19 protein-coding genes are annotated in these 18,902 nt (G+C 36.3%); 18 read left to right on the forward strand and 1 reads right to left on the reverse strand.

Annotated features, from left to right (window positions below):
• Positions 1 to 123 precede the first annotated feature (123 nt).
• The 18 genes from GSB9_00524 (at position 124) to hisIE (ending at position 18,428) form a co-directional block, all read left to right on the forward strand.
• Complete coding sequence (locus tag GSB9_00524) at positions 124 to 1,344, forward strand: HD domain-containing protein (protein ID UKM63977.1); 1,221 nt, start codon at positions 124 to 126, stop codon at positions 1,342 to 1,344.
• A gap of 50 nt (positions 1,345 to 1,394) precedes the next feature.
• Positions 1,395 to 2,417, forward strand: coding sequence for a UDP-3-O-(3-hydroxymyristoyl)glucosamine N-acyltransferase (gene lpxD / locus GSB9_00525; protein ID UKM63978.1), 1,023 nt, complete (start codon positions 1,395 to 1,397; stop codon positions 2,415 to 2,417).
• A complete protein-coding gene (locus GSB9_00526; GenBank protein UKM63979.1) occupies positions 2,408 to 3,814 on the forward strand; it encodes a bifunctional UDP-3-O-[3-hydroxymyristoyl] N-acetylglucosamine deacetylase/3-hydroxyacyl-ACP dehydratase in 1,407 nt (468 codons plus the stop codon). The genes lpxD (GSB9_00525) and GSB9_00526 overlap by 10 nt, the downstream gene beginning before the upstream one ends.
• A gap of 2 nt (positions 3,815 to 3,816) precedes the next feature.
• Complete coding sequence (lpxA, locus tag GSB9_00527) at positions 3,817 to 4,602, forward strand: acyl-ACP--UDP-N-acetylglucosamine O-acyltransferase (protein UKM63980.1); 786 nt, start codon at positions 3,817 to 3,819, stop codon at positions 4,600 to 4,602.
• Positions 4,603 to 4,606: 4 nt separating this feature from the next.
• Positions 4,607 to 5,173 carry an elongation factor P gene (gene efp, locus GSB9_00528; GenBank protein ID UKM63981.1) on the forward strand — a complete coding sequence of 189 codons (567 nt, stop codon included), beginning with the start codon at positions 4,607 to 4,609 and terminating at the stop codon, positions 5,171 to 5,173.
• 3 nt (positions 5,174 to 5,176) lie between these two features.
• Positions 5,177 to 6,112 (forward strand): UDP-3-O-(3-hydroxymyristoyl)glucosamine N-acyltransferase, encoded by a 936-nt coding sequence (lpxD, locus tag GSB9_00529; protein UKM63982.1) that lies wholly within the window; start codon positions 5,177 to 5,179, stop codon positions 6,110 to 6,112.
• Positions 6,113 to 6,207: 95 nt separating this feature from the next.
• Positions 6,208 to 7,080 carry a succinate--CoA ligase subunit alpha gene (gene sucD / locus GSB9_00530; protein UKM63983.1) on the forward strand — a complete coding sequence of 291 codons (873 nt, stop codon included), beginning with the start codon at positions 6,208 to 6,210 and terminating at the stop codon, positions 7,078 to 7,080.
• A 127-nt stretch (positions 7,081 to 7,207) separates the two neighbouring features.
• Positions 7,208 to 7,954 (forward strand): 3-oxoacyl-[acyl-carrier-protein] reductase, encoded by a 747-nt coding sequence (fabG, locus tag GSB9_00531; GenBank protein UKM63984.1) that lies wholly within the window; start codon positions 7,208 to 7,210, stop codon positions 7,952 to 7,954.
• Between the two features lie 129 nt (positions 7,955 to 8,083).
• On the forward strand, positions 8,084 to 10,027 hold the full coding sequence (locus GSB9_00532; GenBank protein UKM63985.2) for a VWA domain-containing protein: 1,944 nt from the start codon (positions 8,084 to 8,086) through the stop codon (positions 10,025 to 10,027).
• An 11-nt stretch (positions 10,028 to 10,038) separates the two neighbouring features.
• A complete protein-coding gene (locus GSB9_00533; GenBank protein ID UKM63986.1) occupies positions 10,039 to 10,854 on the forward strand; it encodes a prohibitin family protein in 816 nt (271 codons plus the stop codon).
• 325 nt (positions 10,855 to 11,179) lie between these two features.
• On the forward strand, positions 11,180 to 12,037 hold the full coding sequence (gene hisG / locus GSB9_00534) for an ATP phosphoribosyltransferase (protein UKM63987.1): 858 nt from the start codon (positions 11,180 to 11,182) through the stop codon (positions 12,035 to 12,037).
• Between the two features lie 31 nt (positions 12,038 to 12,068).
• Positions 12,069 to 13,352 (forward strand): histidinol dehydrogenase, encoded by a 1,284-nt coding sequence (gene hisD, locus GSB9_00535; GenBank protein ID UKM63988.1) that lies wholly within the window; start codon positions 12,069 to 12,071, stop codon positions 13,350 to 13,352.
• Positions 13,353 to 13,383: 31 nt separating this feature from the next.
• The gene (gene hisC / locus GSB9_00536) at positions 13,384 to 14,418 is read left to right on the forward strand and encodes a histidinol-phosphate transaminase (protein ID UKM63989.1); all 1,035 of its coding nucleotides are present in this window, start codon (positions 13,384 to 13,386) and stop codon (positions 14,416 to 14,418) included.
• A 49-nt stretch (positions 14,419 to 14,467) separates the two neighbouring features.
• Complete coding sequence (gene hisB / locus GSB9_00537; GenBank protein UKM63990.1) at positions 14,468 to 15,604, forward strand: bifunctional histidinol-phosphatase/imidazoleglycerol-phosphate dehydratase HisB; 1,137 nt, start codon at positions 14,468 to 14,470, stop codon at positions 15,602 to 15,604.
• 67 nt (positions 15,605 to 15,671) lie between these two features.
• Positions 15,672 to 16,253: an imidazole glycerol phosphate synthase subunit HisH gene (hisH, locus tag GSB9_00538; GenBank protein ID UKM63991.1), complete on the forward strand. Its 582-nt coding sequence runs from the start codon at positions 15,672 to 15,674 to the stop codon at positions 16,251 to 16,253.
• Positions 16,254 to 16,301: 48 nt separating this feature from the next.
• Entirely contained in the window at positions 16,302 to 17,036 is a 735-nt protein-coding gene (gene hisA, locus GSB9_00539; protein UKM63992.1) for a 1-(5-phosphoribosyl)-5-[(5-phosphoribosylamino)methylideneamino]imidazole-4-carboxamide isomerase, read from the forward strand.
• Positions 17,036 to 17,791, forward strand: a complete 756-nt coding sequence (gene hisF / locus GSB9_00540) for an imidazole glycerol phosphate synthase subunit HisF (protein ID UKM63993.1) — start codon at positions 17,036 to 17,038, stop codon at positions 17,789 to 17,791. The genes hisA and hisF overlap by 1 nt, the downstream gene beginning before the upstream one ends.
• Positions 17,792 to 17,834: 43 nt before the next feature.
• On the forward strand, positions 17,835 to 18,428 hold the full coding sequence (hisIE, locus tag GSB9_00541) for a bifunctional phosphoribosyl-AMP cyclohydrolase/phosphoribosyl-ATP diphosphatase HisIE (protein UKM63994.1): 594 nt from the start codon (positions 17,835 to 17,837) through the stop codon (positions 18,426 to 18,428).
• A 41-nt stretch (positions 18,429 to 18,469) separates the two neighbouring features.
• Here hisIE and GSB9_00542 read toward each other — a convergent pair whose 3' ends face one another.
• Positions 18,470 to 18,889 carry a hypothetical protein gene (locus GSB9_00542; GenBank protein ID UKM63995.1) on the reverse strand — a complete coding sequence of 140 codons (420 nt, stop codon included), beginning with the start codon at positions 18,887 to 18,889 and terminating at the stop codon, positions 18,470 to 18,472.
• Positions 18,890 to 18,902: the final 13 nt, after the last annotated feature.

Consider the following 18,902-nt stretch of genomic DNA (forward strand, 5'->3'; position numbering starts at 1 on the left):
ATTATTGTATTATTAAAAGTGTTATTTAGAATATAACTCGTTTATTTTGAAAACCTTTCCGTTTCAAATACTATTATAGGCGCATATCGCTATATTTGTATTAGTAAAACAAAAAATAAAAGTTTGAACAAACTTAAAATATTAAACGACCCAATTTACGGATTTATTACTATTCCGAATTCGTTAATTTTTGATTTAATACAGCATAAATACTTTCAGCGTTTACGTAGAATTACCCAAATGGGGATGTCCTATTTGGTATATCCGGGTGCCCATCATACTCGCTTTCATCATGCCATTGGTTGTATGCATTTAATGCAACAAGCAGTGAATATACTTCGTTTTAAGGGTGTTGCGATTTCTAAAGACGAAGAAAACGCACTTTATATCGCCATTCTATTACACGATATTGGGCATGGGCCATTTTCGCATGCCATGGAACACAGTATTGTAAATAATGTGTCGCATGAAGAAATTTCGTTGTTTTTCATGCAGCGTTTAAATGAAGAATTTAACGGAAGTTTAACGCTTGCCATCGAAATTTTCAAGGGTAAATACCCCAAAAAGTTTATGTGCCAATTAGTTTCTGGTCAACTCGACATGGATCGCGCCGATTACCTTAAACGTGATAGTTTTTATACCGGTGTAGCCGAGGGCAATATAAATAGCGAACGCTTAATTACAATGTTAAATGTAGTGAATGACGAATTGGTTGTTGAGGAGAAAGGCATTTACAGTGTTGAGAAGTTTTTGGTGGCGCGCCGTTTAATGTATTGGCAGGTATATTTGCATAAAACTGGCTTAGTGGCAGAGCAGTTGCTTATAAGGGTTTTAAAAAGAGCTAAGGAACTCTACGATTCTGGAGAACAATTGGCGGCCAGCAAAGCTCTTTTGTATTTTTTTGAAAATAAAATAACTATTGAAAATTTTGATAATCAAACATTAGATGTATTCTCCCGACTTGATGATTTTGATGTGATTTCTGCTATGAAGGGCTGGCAAGACCATGACGATTTTGTGCTCAGTAATTTGTGCGAAATGATTATTAACAGAGACTTGTTAAAAATAAAAGTTAAAAAGAAACCAGCTAAGGAAGGTAGCCTAAACAAGCACGTTAAGGCGTTAGTGGACAAATATAAAATAACTGAAGAACTGGCGCGATATTTTGTGTTTACAGGCAATATTTCCAATCAAGCATATCATATAAAACATAAAGGAATAAACATTTTGCACAAATCGGGTAAAATTGAAGATATCGTTAAGGCGTCCGATCAACTTAACCTAAAAGCACTGTCAAAACCAGTAACCAAATATTATATATGTTATCCCAAGCGTAAACTTTAACACATTTTTGCTATTTTTGCGTATTCAAAAAAACATCTAACTTTTTTAGTGTGAAATTTACAGCACAGCAAATAGCGGGGATATTAGAAGGCGATGTAGTTGGAAACCCTGAGGTAGAAGTATCTAAAATAGCTAAAATAGAAGAAGGTTTTGAGGGTTCGCTTACATTTTTGGCTAACCCCAAATACACACCACACATATACAAAACCAAGGCTTCAATAACCATCGTTAATAAAACTTTTAGCCCCGAAGACAGCCTAACCACCACATTGATAAAAGTTGATGATGCCTATTTAGCATTTTCTAAAATTTTAGAGTATTACAACGCCGTCAAACTCAATAAATTTGGAATTGAAGAGCCTTCTTTTATTTCAAAATCATCAAAATACGGTGATAACGTTTATATAGGAGCCTTCAGTTATATTGGCGAAAACGTAGTAATTGGCAACAATGTTAAAATATTTCCCAATAGTTTTGTAGGCGATAATGTGGTGTTAAACGATAACACCATTGTTTTTTCAGGTGCCAAAATTTATTCGGAAACTGTAATTGGTAAAAACTGTATTATTAATGCAGGCGTGGTAATCGGAGCCGATGGCTTTGGTTACGCCCCCAATGAAGATGGTAGTTACAGTAAGGTGCCGCAAACCGGAAATGTAATAATTGAAGATTTTGTTGATGTTGGTGCTGCTACAACTATCGATCGTGCTACATTTGGTTCAACTATAATTAGAACAGGGGTAAAATTGGATAACCAAATTCAAATTGGCCACAATGTTGAAATTGGAAAAAACACAGTAATTGCAGCCCAAACTGGCATTGCGGGATCAACAAAAATAGGAAAGAACTGCCAAATAGGAGGGCAAGTAGGTATTGTTGGTCATATTACTATTGGCGATAATGTAAGGGTACAGGCCCAATCTGGTATAGGACGAAATGTTAAAGACAATGAAATTTTACAAGGCTCGCCAGCTATAAAACTTAGCGATTATAATAAATCTTATGTTCATTTCAAGAACTTACCAAATATTGTAAAAAATATAAATGAATTAGAAAAAAATAAATGGGAATAATTAATACTGAAATCAAACAAAAAACCATTAAAGAAGAAATTTCTTTAACGGGAGTTGGATTGCACACAGGAAAAGATGTAACCCTAACCTTTAAGCCTGCTGAAGCAAATTTTGGATTAGCCTTTAAACGTATTGATTTAGAGGGCGAACCAGTTATTGAGGCCGATGCCAATTATGTTACCAACACCCAGCGTGGTACATGCATTGAAAAAAACGGTGTTGTAATACAAACTTCAGAGCACGTTTTGGCTGCGTTAGTAGGAATGGATGTAGACAATGTTATTATCGAACTGAATGCTTCCGAACCACCAATTATGGATGGTTCTTCTAAGTTTTTTGTTGAAGCCCTAGAAAAAGTAGGTGTTGAAGAGCAAGAAGCTTTCCGTGAAGAGTTTGAAATAACAGATATTGTATCTTATGTCGATGAAGAATCAGGTAGTGAAATATTGGTTATGCCCGCAAAGGAATACCAAATCACTACCATGGTAGATTTTGGAACAAAAGTTTTGGGCACACAAAATGCAACACTCAATCAAATTTCAGACTTTAAAAAGGATATAGCTAACTCCCGAACGTTTAGTTTCCTACACGAAATTGAAATGCTACTTGAGAATGGCCTAATAAAAGGAGGTGATTTAAATAACGCCATTGTTTATGTTGATAAAGAGTTATCTCCCAAAACGATGGATAAGTTAAGGGTGGCTTTCAAAAAAGATAATATTGCCGTTAAACCCAATGGAATATTGGACAACCTAACTCTTCACCATCCCAACGAAGCTGCCAGACACAAACTACTTGATGTTTTAGGTGATTTAGCTTTAGTTGGCACTCGAATTAGAGGAAAAGTTATAGCCAATAAGCCAGGGCATTTTGTAAATACACAGTTTGCCAAAAAATTGTCTAAAATAATTAAAAACGAGCGTCGTAACAATGTACCAAACATAGATTTGAACCAACCTCCGCTAATGGATGTTACCCAAATCATGGCTATGTTACCGCATCGTCAGCCGTTTTTGCTAATCGATAAGGTTTTCGAACTGTCTGAAAAACACGTTATAGCCACAAAAAATGTGACCATGAACGAAGAGTTCTTCAAAGGACATTTTCCAGGTGCTCCAGTAATGCCCGGCGTTTTAATTGTAGAGGCTATGGCACAAACAGGTGGTATTTTGGTGCTGAATACGGTTCCTGACCCAGAAAACTATTTAACATTTTTCATGAAAATGGATAATGTGAAATTCAAACAAAAAGTAATGCCTGGCGACACGCTAATATTTAATTGTACATTAATCACACCAATACGTCGCGGTATATGCCATATGCAGGGGTATGCATACTCCAACGGAAAGCTTTGTGCAGAAGCAGAGTTAATGGCACAAATTTCAAAAGTTAAATAAATATGAATCAACCCTTAGCATACGTGCACCCTGGTGCCAAGATTGCAAAAAATGTGGTTATTGAGCCTTTTGCCACCATACACAACAATGTAAAAATAGGCGAGGGCACCTGGATTGGCAGTAACGTAACCATTATGGAAGGTGCGCGTATTGGGAAAAACTGTAATATTTTTCCAGGTTCTGTGATTTCCGCAGTGCCCCAAGACCTAAAATATAACGACGAAGAAACAACCGTAGAGATTGGCGATAACGTGACCATTCGCGAATGTGTTACCATAAATAGAGGTACAGCAGACCGTATGAAAACCGTGGTAGGCAACAACTGTTTAATAATGGCCTATTGCCATATAGCACATGATTGTGTCGTAGGTAATAATTGTATTTTTTCCAACAATAGTACTTTGGCAGGGCACATTACCATTGGTGATTATGTGGTGTTGGCAGGTATGACGGCTGTTCATCAATTTGTTTCCGTAGGAAACCATGCCTTTGTAACTGGCGGGTCTTTGGTAAGAAAAGATGTGCCTCCTTATGTAAAGGCAGCACGCGAACCACTTTCATATGTTGGAATTAATTCCGTTGGTTTACGCAGACGTGGATTTACAACCGAAAAAATCAGGGAAATTCAAGATATTTTCAGGATTCTCTATCAAAAAAATTATAATAATACACAGGCGGCTGAAATCATTGAAGCCGAAATGGAAGCCACACCAGAACGCGATGAAATACTTCAATTTATAAGAAATTCGCACCGTGGCATAATGAAAGGATATTTTAAATCAAATTAAATACATGGCAACAACATCAGATATTCGAAACGGATTATGCATAAGATATAATAACGATATCTATAAAATAGTAGAATTTTTACACGTAAAGCCAGGTAAGGGCCCAGCTTTTGTTAGAACAAAATTAAAAAGTGTAACGACAGGAAAGGTTATCGATAATACATTTTCAGCCGGACACAAATTGGATGATGTTCGCGTAGAAACCCATAAATTCCAATATTTATATAACGACGGTGAATTCTATCATTTTATGAATGAAGCCGATTACACTCAAATCCGCCTACTTGAAGCCGCTTTAGACCGACCGGATTTAATGAAAGAAGGTGAGGTTGTGACAGTATTAATCAATACAGAAGACAATGCACCGCTTTCAGTTGAAATGCCAGCTAGCGTTATTTTAGAGGTAACCCATACAGAACCAGGTGTAAAAGGTAACACGGCAACTAATGCTACCAAACCTGCAACTGTTGAAACGGGAGCCGAAGTCAATGTACCGTTGTTCATTAATGAAGGTGATAAAATTAAAGTAGAGACCGAAAAGGGAACTTATAAAGAACGCGTAAAAGAATAATTCTTGAAGTTTCCCACTCCACATACGCTAAAACAAATTGCAGAAATAATTGACTGTAAATTTATTGGTGATGACGATTTCCAGGTTTTGGGCATGAACGAAATTCATGTTGTTGAGCCTGGAGATATAGTATTTGTAGACCACCCTAAATATTACGACAAGGCTTTGCAATCGGCGGCTACAATTGTTCTAATTAATAAAGAAGTTGAATGTCCACAAGGAAAAGCCTTGTTGGTTAGCGACGACCCTTTTAGGGATTTTAATAAGCTTACAGATTATTTTAAACCTTTTGTAAATTCGGATAAGCTAATTGCTTCCTCAGCGAAAATTGGAAAAAACACAATAATTCAACCTAATAGCTTTATAGGTCACAATGTAACTATTGGCGATAATTGTATAATACATTCCAATGTTAGCATTTATGATGACGCCATTTTAGGGAATAACGTAACCATACATGCAGGTACGGTTTTAGGAGCTAATGCTTTTTATTATAAAAATAGACCGGACGGTTTTGATAGACTCAAATCGGGTGGCCGTGTCGTTATAGAAGACCATGTCGATATTGGTGCTGCATGCACGATTGATAGAGGCGTTACAGCTGATACCAGAATATGCGAAGGCACAAAAATTGACAATCAAGTACAAATTGGCCATGATACAGTCGTAGGGAGGAAGTGCTTGATAGCTTCCCAAGTAGGTATCGCAGGCTGCGTTATAATTGAAGACGAAGTAACCATTTGGGGACAGGTAGGTGTTACAAGTGGTATAAGCATTGGGAAAAAAGCTATTATTTTGGCCAAAGCAGGTGTAAGTAAATCGCTAAAAGGAGGTAAAGGCTATTTTGGTATTCCGGCTGAAGAGGTTCGTACAAAGTACAAAGAATTGGCCTCTATTAAAAGAATTCCTGAAATATTGGAAAAACTTAAAAAACAATAAATCCCATAAAATAAAAGTTTAGTTTTGCTTTAAAATTCTAATTCAAAAAATTACTTTTGCGTACAGCATAAACTAATTATAAAAAATAATCACTTATGAGTGTTTTAGTAAATAAAGATTCCAAAATAATTGTTCAAGGATTTACTGGTAGTGAGGGTACATTTCATGCCAGCCAAATGATAGAATACGGAACCAATGTTGTTGGTGGCGTAACACCAGGTAAAGGTGGGCAAACCCATTTAGACAAACCTGTTTTTAATACAGTACTTGAAGCTGTTGAACAAGTTGGAGCCGATACAACCATTATTTTTGTGCCACCAGCGTTTGCTGCTGATGCCATTATGGAAGCCGCCGATGCAGGTATTAAAGTGATTATAACAATTACTGAAGGTATTCCTGTTGCCGATATGATAACGGCTTCAAATTACATAAAAGATAGAGATTGCAGACTTATTGGACCTAACTGTCCAGGTGTTATTACGCCAGGTGAAGCTAAAGTAGGCATCATGCCAGGATTTGTTTTTAAACAAGGTAAGGTAGGTATTGTATCTAAATCGGGAACTTTAACCTATGAAGCTGCTGATCAAGTTGTAAAACAAGGTTTAGGTATTACCACAGCTATTGGTATTGGTGGTGATCCAATTATTGGAACCACAACAAAGGAAGCTGTAGAGTTATTAATTAACGACCCAGAAACAGAAGCTGTTGTAATGATTGGCGAAATTGGAGGTCAATTAGAAGCCGATGCAGCGAATTGGTACAAAGAAAGTGGAAGCAAAAAACCTATTGTAGGTTTTATAGCTGGTGAAACAGCTCCAGCCGGACGTACCATGGGGCATGCCGGAGCTATTGTTGGCGGAAGTGACGATACAGCACAAGCCAAAAAGAAAATTATGAAAGCTTGTGGTATACACGTTGTTGATTCTCCAGCTGAAATTGGCAAAAAAGTTGCTGAAGTTTTAGGCTAATCACTAAAAATTTATACTAAAGGCCTCACAACATTTTGTGAGGTTTTTTTATTTGAAGCAATCTGTATTTGTTATATTTGAATAAATAGAAATCTTCGTTTAAACTGAAAAAACTAACACTATAAAAATGAAATTATTAGAAGGAAAAACAGCCATAATTACCGGTGCTAGCCGTGGCATAGGAAAGGGGATAGCCCAAACGTTTGCACAACAGGGTGCTAATATAGCTTTTACCTATAGTTCTTCAGTTGAGGCCGCTAACGAACTCGAAAAAGAATTAAACGGTTTAGGGGTGAAAGCCAAAGGTTATCAAAGTAATGCCGCTAGTTTTGATGAGGCGCAAACGTTGGCCAACGAGGTTGTTAAAGAATTTGGGAGTATCGATGTTTTAGTAAATAATGCGGGGATAACAAAAGATAATTTGTTGATGCGTATTACCGAAGAAGATTTCGATAAAGTAATTGAAGTCAATTTAAAATCAGTTTTCAACATGACCAAAGCGGTACAACGCACCATGTTAAAACAACGTAATGGCTCAATTATTAATATGAGTTCAGTAGTTGGTGTTAAAGGTAATGCTGGTCAAACTAACTATGCTGCATCAAAAGCTGGTATTATAGGGTTCTCAAAATCTGTGGCACTCGAACTGGGTTCTAGAAACATTAGAAGTAATGTGGTTGCACCAGGTTTTATTGAAACTGAAATGACAGCCAAATTAGACGAAGAAGTGGTTAAAGGATGGCGTGCAGGAATTCCTCTGAAAAGAGGCGGGACACCTGAAGATGTTGCTAATGCCTGTGTGTTTTTAGCTAGTGATTTAAGTGCTTATGTAACTGGTCAAACGCTAAATGTTGACGGCGGAATGTTAACATAACATCACTCCATCAAATAAAATTCGACGTAAATCGATTAAATGAATTCAGAAACGCTATTATACATCATATTAGCTGGAATAGTTGCACTTTTTGTTGCAATTTTTCAATATATAATTAAAACGAAAAGCATGTTTAAATGGAGCATGCTTTTTGCTTTTTTAAGGTTCCTAACCGTTTTTTCGGTATTGTTGCTTTTAATAAACCCAATGTTTGATAAAGTGTCGTCATTCGTTGAAAAGCCAAATTTAGTTGTCGCTATCGATAATTCTAAATCTATTAAGCACCTCAAGCAAAATAGACAGGCCGAAGATTTCATTGCGGGTTTAGAGCAAGATAAAGCTTTAAATGAGAAATTTAATTTAGAGCTTTACACGTTTGGCGAAACTCTAAAGAAAGTAGATTCGGTTACGTTTTCCGAAAGTCAAACTAATATAAATCAAGTTTTTACCCAGTTAAACCAAATTTATAAGCAAACCAACTCACCAACAGTGCTGGTCACGGATGGTAACCAAACTTTTGGTGCCGATTATACTTTTGCTAACCGGCAATATAAACAGCCCATTTTTCCAATTATTCTGGGGGATACCGTTAGTTATACCGATTTGAAAATCCAACAATTAAATGTTAATAAATACGCTTACCATAAAAATAAATTTCCGGTAGAAGCCATTTTGGTTTATAATGGCAATGCGCCCGTCAAAACAAATTTTGTAATCACCCGCGGCAATACTACCGTTTATTCTGAAGAAATTGATTTTTCAAAATCCAAAAACTCAAAAGTTTTAAACCTTACGTTGCCCGCTAATATAACAGGAACTGGTTCTTACAGAGCTGTGCTAAGGCCTCTTGATGAAGAAAAAAATAAAGTCAACAATACCAAAAATTTTATTGTTGAAGTTATTAACCAAAAAACAAAAATAGCTATTGTAAGTGATATTTGGCATCCAGATTTGGGAGCCTTAAAAAAGAGTGTTGAGAGTAACGAACAACGTTCGGTCATTATAGTTAACTCTAAAAATATTTTAAGTGAAATTGAAGATTATGAGTTATTTATATTGTATCAGCCCAACAATAAGTTTAATGATTTATGGAAGCGGTTAGATGTATTAAAAAAGAACCGTTTTACAATAGTTGCCCCTAAAACAGACTTAGATTTTTTAAATCGAATCCAGTCTAACTATACCATAGAAATCTCCAATCAACCAGAAAATTACCAAGCCGAACTGAACAGGAATTACACCCCGTTTTTAGTTCAGGATATCAACTTTGAATCCTTTCCGCCATTGTTGTCCAATTATGGTTCGACTAAATTTTCGGTACCCATTGAAACAATTTTGAATAAATCGTTAAACGGTGTTTCGGTTCAAGAGCCACTTTTGGCCACTTTTGAACTGAATAATACCCGACATGCCGTTTTGTTTGGTGAAGGCATTTGGCAATGGCGCGCAAGTAGTTTCCTTAACTCCAAATCATTTGCTGAATTTGATACCTTTTTGGGTAAACTCATTCAATATTTGGCTTCAAATAAATCAAAGAGCCGATTAAATGTTGATTATGAATCTATTTACAACGGAAGTAACAATGTTATAGTAAAAGCGGAGTTTTTTGATAAAAACTATGTTTTTGATGCTCGTGAAAAATTGAACATTACGGTTACCGACAAAGCTTCAGACGCTTCAAAGACCTATCCAATGGTTTTGAAAAACAATAACTACCAAGTAGATTTAAGTAGTTTACCGGCTTCTAGCTATAAGTTTACTGTTCGCGCAACAAAAGAAAACTTGGCCAAATCAGGGAGTTTTCAAATTTTAGAATATAACGTTGAACAACAATTTTTAAATGCTAATGTCAACAAATTGAACCAGTTGGCAAAAAACAGCTCTGGAAGGGTTTATTTTATTGCAAACACAAAAAACCTGGTTACCGACTTGATTAACGATAATCGTTTTGTTCCGGTTCAAAAAAGCGTAAAAAAAAGCATATCTTTGATTGATTGGAAATACCTCTTGGCCATTATTACTATTAGCTTAGGTCTTGAGTGGTTTCTGAGAAAATATAACGGATTAATATAAATAAAAATAAAATGGAAAAATTACCAAAAGTAGCGTTGCCCCTTATAATAGGAGCAATTGTATTAGTGATCATATTAACAAAATCTGCTGTAACCATTGAATCTGGTGAAGCTGGTGTTTTATTTAAAACCTTTGGAGAAGGTGTTGTGGTTGATGAGCCAGCAATGGGAGAGGGGTTTCATATTGTAGCGCCTTGGAACAAAGTATTTATTTACGAAGTTCGCCAACAAGAGATTCTTGAAAAAATGAATGTTTTATCATCAAACGGATTGGATATTAAACTAGAAGCATCAGTTTGGTTTCAACCAGATTTTAGTAATTTAGGAAGGTTACATCAAGAGAAAAGTGAAATGTATAAAGAGCGTGTTTTGCTTCCTGCTATCCGTTCTGCTGCAAGAAGCGTGGTAGGGCGCTATACTCCAGAACAATTATACTCCAGCAAACGAGATGCTATTCAACAAGAAATTTTTGAAGAAACTAAAAAAATAGTTGAAAGTCAATTTGTTCAATTAAACGAAGTTTTGGTACGTGACGTAACTTTGCCTCCTACTATTAAGGATGCTATTGAGCGTAAATTAAAGCAAGAACAAGAATCGCTTGAGTATGAATTCAGATTGGTTACCGCGGCTAAGGAGGCAGAAAAAGTGCGTATTGAAGCGCAAGGTAAAGCAGATGCTAATAGAATTTTAAGTGCCTCATTGACCGATAAGATTCTTCAGGATAAAGGTATTGATGCTACAATTAAATTATCTGAATCAAATAACAGTAAGGTAGTTGTAATTGGTTCTGGTGATAGTGGTATGCCCATTATTTTAGGAAATCAATAACGAAAAAATAAAAAACTTAAGTTTTCTGGGTATTCATTAATGATTATTGATTTTTTTTAATATAAACATCAGTTTTGAAAAAATGTTCCAAGAATTACTTTCAATATTTGGAATTATTGGTAGAAATTTTTGATATTTGCAGGAAACGAAAAATAAGTTAAGAATGCTATTTATTCATACCCATCATCATTTTCAAATTGGCCCTCAAGCGAAGTGAAAATGTATTGAATAAATTCAACATATATTTTAAACCCGTTTGAGACAATCGAACGGGTTTTTTTAATTAAAACAAGCTAGATTGTTTCAAACTCATAAAAACAAGACAATGAGTAAATTAAGAATTGCAGTGCAGAAATCGGGACGTTTAAACGAAGACTCGATGCAGATTTTAAAAGACGTTGGTATTTATATCGATAACGGTAAAGACCAACTTAAAGCCTCGGCTAAGGGGTTTCCAGTAGAGGTGTTTTATTTAAGAAATGGCGATATCCCACAGTATTTAAAAGATGGCGTGGTTGATGTTGCTATTATTGGAGAGAATGTTTTAGTTGAAAAAGGTGAGGGCATAAACGTAGTTGAAAAACTGGGATTTTCTGGTTGCCGTGTATGTGTTGCCGTGCCAAAATCCGCTAAGTATAAAGGTATTAAAGATTTGGAAGGTAAGCGCATAGCGACATCTTACCCAAACACGGTACAGATGTATTTAGATAAAAATAACGTAAATGCCAATTTACATATCATCAACGGTTCTGTTGAAATCGCCCCTAATATTGGGCTGGCAGACGCTATTGTTGATATTGTTTCTAGCGGAAGCACCTTGTTTAAAAACAATTTGAAGGAGGTAGAAACCATTTTAAAATCTGAAGCCGTACTAGCAGTTTCTCCCGTTTTAAGCAAAGAAAAACAAGCTATTTTAGATAAAATCCAGTTTAGGATAAAATCTGTTCTAAAAGGACGAAATTCTAAATATGTTTTGCTCAACGCGCCAAACGATAAGGTTCAGGACATAATAAACGTTTTGCCAGGAATGAAAAGCCCAACAGTGTTGCCATTGGCAGAAGAAGGTTGGAGCTCTATACATTCCGTTATCAATAAAAATGAATTTTGGGATGTTATTGACGACCTAAAAGCAAAAGGTGCCCAAGGTATTTTGGTGTGCCCTATCGAAAAAATGGTACTGTAATATAAATTGTTGGAGCCACAAATAGAATGCAATGCAAATAATTGATAACCCAAATAGAGAAGATTGGCTAGATACCCTTAAACGTCCAACCCAAACCATAGATGATATTGAAGGAGCTGTAAATGAGGTTTTTCAAGATGTTCGTCAAAATGGGGACGATGCCATAAAAACATATACCGAGCGGTTTGATGGGGTTTCTTTACTAACCAATTTAGTGTTAGAAGAGGAAATTCAAAAGGCTATTCAGGAAGTCCCAAATAACCTTAAAAAAGCTATTAAACAGGCAAAAGCCAATATTGAAGCATTTCACAAAGCTCAAAAAACTGTGCGAGTGGAAATTGAAACGGCAAAAGGGGTTTTGTGCTGGCAGGAAAAACGTCCAATCCAAAAAGTTGGTCTATATATTCCAGGAGGAACTGCGCCTTTGTTTTCAACCGTTTTAATGTTGGCCGTTCCTGCTCAAATTGCGGGATGTAAAGAAATTGTATTGTGTTCACCTCCAAATAGAAAAGGTGAATTAGCGCCCGAAATTTTATTCGCAGCTAATCTGTGTGGGGTTACTAAAATCATAAAGGTTGGAGGTATTCAGGCCATAGCAGGGTTGACCTTTGGTACTGAAACCATACCACAGGTATACAAAATTTTTGGCCCTGGCAATCAGTTTGTTACCGTAGCAAAACAATTAGCAACCAAGTTCGGTGTTGCTATAGATATGCCTGCGGGACCAAGTGAACTATTGGTTGTAGCCGATGAAACGGCCAATGCATCTTATGTTGCATCCGATTTGTTGAGCCAAGCCGAGCATGGCGCTGATAGCCAAGTGATTTTAGTATCGACATCAAAAGCCTTAATCAACGAGGTTTCAAAAGAGGTTGAAAAGCAGTTAAATGTACTTCCGCGTAAAGCGATTGCCGAAAAAGCGATTTCCAATTCAAAATTAATTTTTGTTGAAAATGAAGAAACGGCACTCCAAATGATCAATGAATACGGACCCGAACATTTTATTATCTGTTGTAAAAATGAAGATTTGTACATCAACGGAATCAGCAATGCAGGATCTGTGTTTATTGGTGATTACACTCCGGAAAGTGCTGGAGATTACGCATCAGGCACCAACCATACATTGCCAACAAACGGGTTTAGCAAGGCTTACTCTGGAGTGAATTTAGATAGTTTTCAAAAGAGCATGACCTTTCAAAAAATAACTAAAGAAGGTATCTTAAATATAGGTGGGACCATAGAATTGATGGCGGCTGCTGAAGGATTACAGGCGCATAAAAATGCAGTAAGCATCAGGTTAAAGGACTTAAAGTAAAATACCAAATTTCAATCAGCAATACCAATTAATGAATATTCAAGACTTAATAAGGCCCAATATAAAAGCGCTAAAACCGTATTCTTCAGCAAGAGATGAGTTTCAGGGCAATACCCATCAAATGGTCTTTTTAGATGCTAACGAAAACCCATTTGAAAGTGGCGTTAACCGTTACCCCGATCCATTGCAGCGTTCAGTAAAATCTTTGCTGGCAGAAAGCAAGAAAATTAGCGTACAAAACATTCTGTTGGGAAATGGTAGTGACGAAGTTCTGGATTTAATTTTTAGGGTGTTTTGTGAGCCCAATCAAGATAACATTATTACCTTGCCACCTACATATGGTATGTACGGTGTGTTGGCCAATATAAATGCGGTAGGAGTTAAAGAAGTGCAACTTGATGCTTGTTTTCAGCCAAAAGTTGATGCCATTTTAAATACGGTTGACGCCCACTCTAAAGTATTGTTTTTGTGTTCACCAAATAATCCAACAGGGAATAGTTTTGAGTCGGCTTCTATTGAAAAGATAATTAAGTCTTTCAAAGGAATTGTTGTAATCGATGAAGCTTATATCGATTTTTCAAATGAAGAAAGTTGGTCAAGCCGTTTAAGTGAATTTCCTAATTTAATAGTAACACAAACACTTTCAAAAGCTTATGGTATGGCTGGTATCCGATTAGGAATTTGTTATGCTTCCGAAGAAATCATTTCGGTTTTAAATCGCATAAAACCACCGTATAATGTTAATGAATTAACACAATTAAGAGCTATTGAGCGGTTAAGTAGACCAAATGATGTTAAAGCTGAAGTAGAGCACATTCTGAAAGAACGGGGCAATTTGATTTTAGCATTAAAAAGTATTGCCTTTGTTTCTAAAATTTATCCGTCCGATGCAAATTTTGTTTTGGTAAAGGTTGATGATGCTACAAAACGTTACAGCCAATTAATTGAAAAAGGAATTGTTATTAGAAACCGCACTACGCAACCCGGTTGCGAAAATTGTTTGCGATTAACTATAGGGACGACAGAGGAGAACAAGAAATTGATAAAAACTTTAAAAGAAATATAGGTGTTCGCTTTTGTAAATAGCCAAAAGCCTTTAGCCGAAAGCCAAAAAAATGAAAAAAGTATTATTTATAGATCGCGATGGCACTTTGGTGGTAGAACCGCCCGTTGATTACCAATTGGACAGTTTGGAAAAATTGGAGTTCTACCCTAAAGTATTTCAGTATATGGCCAAAATAGCCAACGAATTGGATTTCGAATTGGTAATGGTCACCAACCAAGATGGCTTAGGTACAAAGTCTTTTCCTGAGGACACGTTTTGGCCGGCTCAAAATAAAATAATTAAAGCCTTCGAGAATGAAGGTGTTGTGTTTTCAGAAATTGTGATCGATAAAACATTTCCTCATGAAAATGCACCAACAAGAAAGCCAAAAACCGGATTGTTGACCAAGTATTTTTCTGAAGCATACGATTTGGAAAACTCGTTTGTTTTAGGCGACAGAATTACTGATATGGAACTGGCTAAAAATTTAGGTGCTAAAGGCATTTATCTTTCTGAAAACCCTGAACTGGGAGCTGATGAAATTGAAACTTCAAAAAAGGAAATTTTAGATGGTGTAGTGTTAACGAGCACCGATTGGGCAGAAATTTATGAGTTTTTAAAACTTAAAGATAGAGTTGAAGAAATTACTCGTAACACTAATGAAACACAGATATATATTAAATTAAATTTAGATGGTTCAGGCAAAAATGAAATCGACACGGGTTTATCGTTTTTTGATCACATGCTCGACCAAATTGGGCGTCATGGCGCCATGGATTTAACCGTAAAAGTAAACGGCGATTTAGAAGTTGATGAACACCATACCATAGAAGATACCATGATAGCTCTTGGCGAATTGTTCAACAAAACTTTGGGCAACAAGTTAGGTATTGAGCGCTATGGCTTTTGTTTGCCTATGGACGATTGTTTAGCACAGGTTGCGGTTGATTTTGGCGGAAGAAATTGGCTGGAATGGGATGCCGATTTCAAGCGTGAAAAAATTGGCGATATGCCTACCGAAATGTTCTATCATTTGTTTAAATCGTTTACTGATGGAGCGAAATGCAACTTGAATATTAAGGCGGAAGGTGTTAATGAACACCACAAGATAGAAGGTATATTCAAAGCTTTTGCCAAAGCCATGAAAATGGCGGTAAAACGCGATGCCAACAAAATGTTTTTACCTTCAACAAAAGGGATGTTATAAATTGAAAATTAACACATTGGGAGTTATGCATTTTTACTTCTAATGTCTAAATTCAAAACATTATAAATTGAAATTAGTCATTATAAATTACGGAGCAGGGAATATTAAAAGTATCCAATTTGCATTTAAGCGGTTAGGGTATGACGCAATTTTGTCTAATAATCCAGAGGAAATAAAGTCGGCAGACAAAGTTATTTTTCCAGGAGTAGGTGAAGCAAGCTCTGCCATGAACATGTTAAAGGAAAGTGGTTTAGACACTTTAATACCTACCTTAAAGCAACCTGTTTTGGGTATTTGCTTAGGCATGCAGTTACTTTGCAGGTATACAGAAGAAGGCAATACAATGGGCCTAGGTGTTTTTGATACCGATGTAAAGCGTTTTGCTGATACTGTAAAAGTGCCACAAATGGGTTGGAATGTTATTAAAGAACTAAAATCTGATTTGTTTAACGGCATTAAAGAGAATGAATATATGTATTTGGTACACAGCTATTATGCGGAGCATTGTAACCAAACCATAGCTAAAACTGATTACGGCATTAATTATGCATCTGCGCTTAAGCACGACAATTTTTATGGCGTTCAGTTTCATCCCGAAAAGAGCAGTACAGCAGGAGCTAAAATTTTACAAAACTTTTTAGAGTTATAAATGTGCTTTGGTTATTAAATATAATAGCCAATACAAATAAATAATGAAATGAGAATTATACCAGCTATTGATATTATTGACGGTAAGTGTGTCCGTTTAACTAAGGGCGATTATGACACCAAAAAAGTATATAACGAAAACCCTTTAGAAGTGGCCAAAATGTTTGAAGCCGCAGGCATTCAATATTTACATTTAGTTGATTTGGATGGTGCTAAAGCACAGCATATAGTCAATTACAAAGTATTGGAGCAAATTGCCTCAAAAACCAAATTAAAGATTGATTTTGGCGGCGGATTGAAATCTAACGAAGATCTGCACATTGCCTTTAATTCTGGTGCTCGCCAAATTACAGGAGGAAGTATCGCTGTAAAGAACCCTAAAATTTTTGAAGGTTGGTTAAGCAAATACGGAAGTGAAAAAATAATTCTTGGGGCCGATAGTAACAATGGGAAAATAGCTATAAGTGGATGGCAGGAAGATAGCACCGAAGACTTAATTCCGTTTATAAAAGAGTATCAAAAAAAAGGCATCCAATACGTGATTTGCACTGATATTTCAAAGGATGGCATGCTTGAAGGTCCATCGGTCGACTTGTACAAAAAAATCATCTCCGATTGCAGCAACAGTAGCAATGGGCAATCTATAAAACTAATTGCTTCAGGTGGCATTTCAGCCATAGAAGAATTGCCTGTTTTAAAAGAGATTGGCTGTGAGGGTGTTATTATAGGAAAGGCTATTTATGAAAATAGAATTAGTTTACAGCAATTAGAAAAATTTGTATAATGCTTACAAAACGAATTATACCTTGCTTGGATATTAAAAACGGACGTACCGTTAAAGGCGTTAATTTTGTCGACCTTCGTGATGCAGGAGATCCTGTTGAGTTGGCCAAACAATATGCCGATTATGGGGCTGACGAATTGGTTTTTCTGGATATTTCGGCTACTATAGAAGGCCGTGCAACGACTTTAGATATGGTATTGCATGTCGCGGAACAAGTTAACATTCCATTTACCGTTGGCGGAGGTATATCATCAATTGAAGATGTCGATGCGCTTCTGCAATGCGGAGCCGATAAAGTTTCCATTAATTCATCGGCAGTAAAACGACCAGAATTGGTAAACGAGTTGGCCGATAAATTTGGAAGCCAATGTGTTGTTGTGGCTATTGATGCCAAAAAAGTTGATGGTGCTTGGAAAGTACATTTGGCTGGCGGAAGCATTCCAACAGATATTGATTTGTTTGAGTGGGCTAAAGAAGTTGAAATACGTGGTGCTGGTGAAATTTTGTTCACATCCATGAATCATGACGGCACTAAAAACGGATTTGCCAATGAAGCTTTGGCTAAGTTATCTGGGGAATTAAATATTCCTATTATTGCCTCTGGTGGCGCCGGAAATGTTCAGCATTTTATTGATACCTTTAAGGAAGGAAAGGCTGATGCGGCATTAGCTGCCAGTGTTTTCCATTTTGGTGAAATACCAATTCCAGAATTAAAAACAGAACTAAAAAAACATAATATCGAAGTCCGACTTTGATAATTATACCGATTTTCATCTCGGTATCTCATAAACATAACTTATGGAAATTAAATACGACGCACATGGTTTAGTGCCAGCAATAATTCAAGATGCTACAACAAAAAATATATTGATGCTGGGCTATATGAACGAAGAAGCCTACAACAAAACCCTTGAAACTAAAAAGGTGACCTTTTTCAGTAGAAGCAAAAAACGCTTGTGGACAAAAGGTGAAGAAAGCGGAAACTTTTTAAACCTAGTAGATATAAAAAACGATTGCGATAAAGATACGCTTTTAGTTCGTGTTAATCCAGTTGGGCCAATATGTCACAAGGGAACAGACAATTGCTGGGGGGAAGAAAACAACACGTCTTATGGGTTCTTTTCAACTTTAGAAGGCGTTATTGCTGAACGTGTAGCCAATAAAGATACCGCTAAATCGTATGTAGCCAGTCTGTTTTCAAAAGGCATCAATAAAATAGCTCAAAAGGTAGGTGAGGAAGCTGTTGAAACCGTGATTGAAGCAATGGACAATAACGATGATTTGTTTTTATACGAATCTGCAGACTTGCTTTTCCACTACTTAATGCTGTTACAGGCCAAAGGGTTTACATTAAAGGATATAGAAGAGGAGCTCAAGAACAGACATAAATAAATAAAAAAGCATTGGAAGTTTTCAATGCTTTTTTATTTAAACTACGAAATCCAACCTTTGGATAATGATTTTTTGGAAAACCATACCAAAAAGCCAGAGAAAACAATTATACTGATGGTCATTCCCATATTGTCTGAATGGCCTTGAGTTAATATATATCCCATTTGTACAATTACAGCGAATAGCGATAAAACCAAAAGTGAGTACGCCCATTTTTTTCTTAACAACAGCCCTATACTTCCAATAGCGCCAGTAAAAACTGCTATGGCAAAAGCAGCCGTTAACCAAGCCGGGTAGTTTGAAATCGTTTCAATTTGCTCTGGTGTTAATGCAGATTGCCAGGTTTCTGTTTTATAGGCTTGCCCAATATATTGATTCACACCCATAGCGTTCCATAGTAAAGCGATAACACTTACAATCCAAAACCAAAGAGGAGGTTTTGTCCTAGAAGTTGCATTCATAATATTTAGTTTT

It is taken from the genome of Flavobacteriaceae bacterium GSB9 (genome assembly GCA_022749295.1).
Taxonomy (GTDB): Bacteria; Bacteroidota; Bacteroidia; order Flavobacteriales; family Flavobacteriaceae; genus Flavisericum.

Excerpts from the sequence above, each read along its gene's own strand:
- GSB9_00526 (UKM63979.1), top strand. The coding sequence starts at position 2,408 with ATGGGAATAATTAATACTGAAATCAAACAAAAAACCATTAAAGAAGAA.
- lpxA (UKM63980.1), top strand. The coding sequence starts at position 3,817 with ATGAATCAACCCTTAGCATACGTGCACCCTGGTGCCAAGATTGCAAAA.
- efp (UKM63981.1), top strand. The coding sequence starts at position 4,607 with ATGGCAACAACATCAGATATTCGAAACGGATTATGCATAAGATATAAT.
- sucD (UKM63983.1), top strand. The coding sequence starts at position 6,208 with ATGAGTGTTTTAGTAAATAAAGATTCCAAAATAATTGTTCAAGGATTT.
- fabG (UKM63984.1), top strand. The coding sequence starts at position 7,208 with ATGAAATTATTAGAAGGAAAAACAGCCATAATTACCGGTGCTAGCCGT.
- GSB9_00532 (UKM63985.2), top strand. The coding sequence starts at position 8,084 with ATGTTTAAATGGAGCATGCTTTTTGCTTTTTTAAGGTTCCTAACCGTT.
- GSB9_00533 (UKM63986.1), top strand. The coding sequence starts at position 10,039 with ATGGAAAAATTACCAAAAGTAGCGTTGCCCCTTATAATAGGAGCAATT.
- hisG (UKM63987.1), top strand. The coding sequence starts at position 11,180 with ATGAGTAAATTAAGAATTGCAGTGCAGAAATCGGGACGTTTAAACGAA.
- hisD (UKM63988.1), top strand. The coding sequence starts at position 12,069 with ATGCAAATAATTGATAACCCAAATAGAGAAGATTGGCTAGATACCCTT.
- hisC (UKM63989.1), top strand. The coding sequence starts at position 13,384 with ATGAATATTCAAGACTTAATAAGGCCCAATATAAAAGCGCTAAAACCG.
- hisB (UKM63990.1), top strand. The coding sequence starts at position 14,468 with ATGAAAAAAGTATTATTTATAGATCGCGATGGCACTTTGGTGGTAGAA.
- hisA (UKM63992.1), top strand. The coding sequence starts at position 16,302 with ATGAGAATTATACCAGCTATTGATATTATTGACGGTAAGTGTGTCCGT.
- hisF (UKM63993.1), top strand. The coding sequence starts at position 17,036 with ATGCTTACAAAACGAATTATACCTTGCTTGGATATTAAAAACGGACGT.
- hisIE (UKM63994.1), top strand. The coding sequence starts at position 17,835 with ATGGAAATTAAATACGACGCACATGGTTTAGTGCCAGCAATAATTCAA.
- GSB9_00542 (UKM63995.1), bottom strand. The coding sequence starts at position 18,889 with ATGAATGCAACTTCTAGGACAAAACCTCCTCTTTGGTTTTGGATTGTA.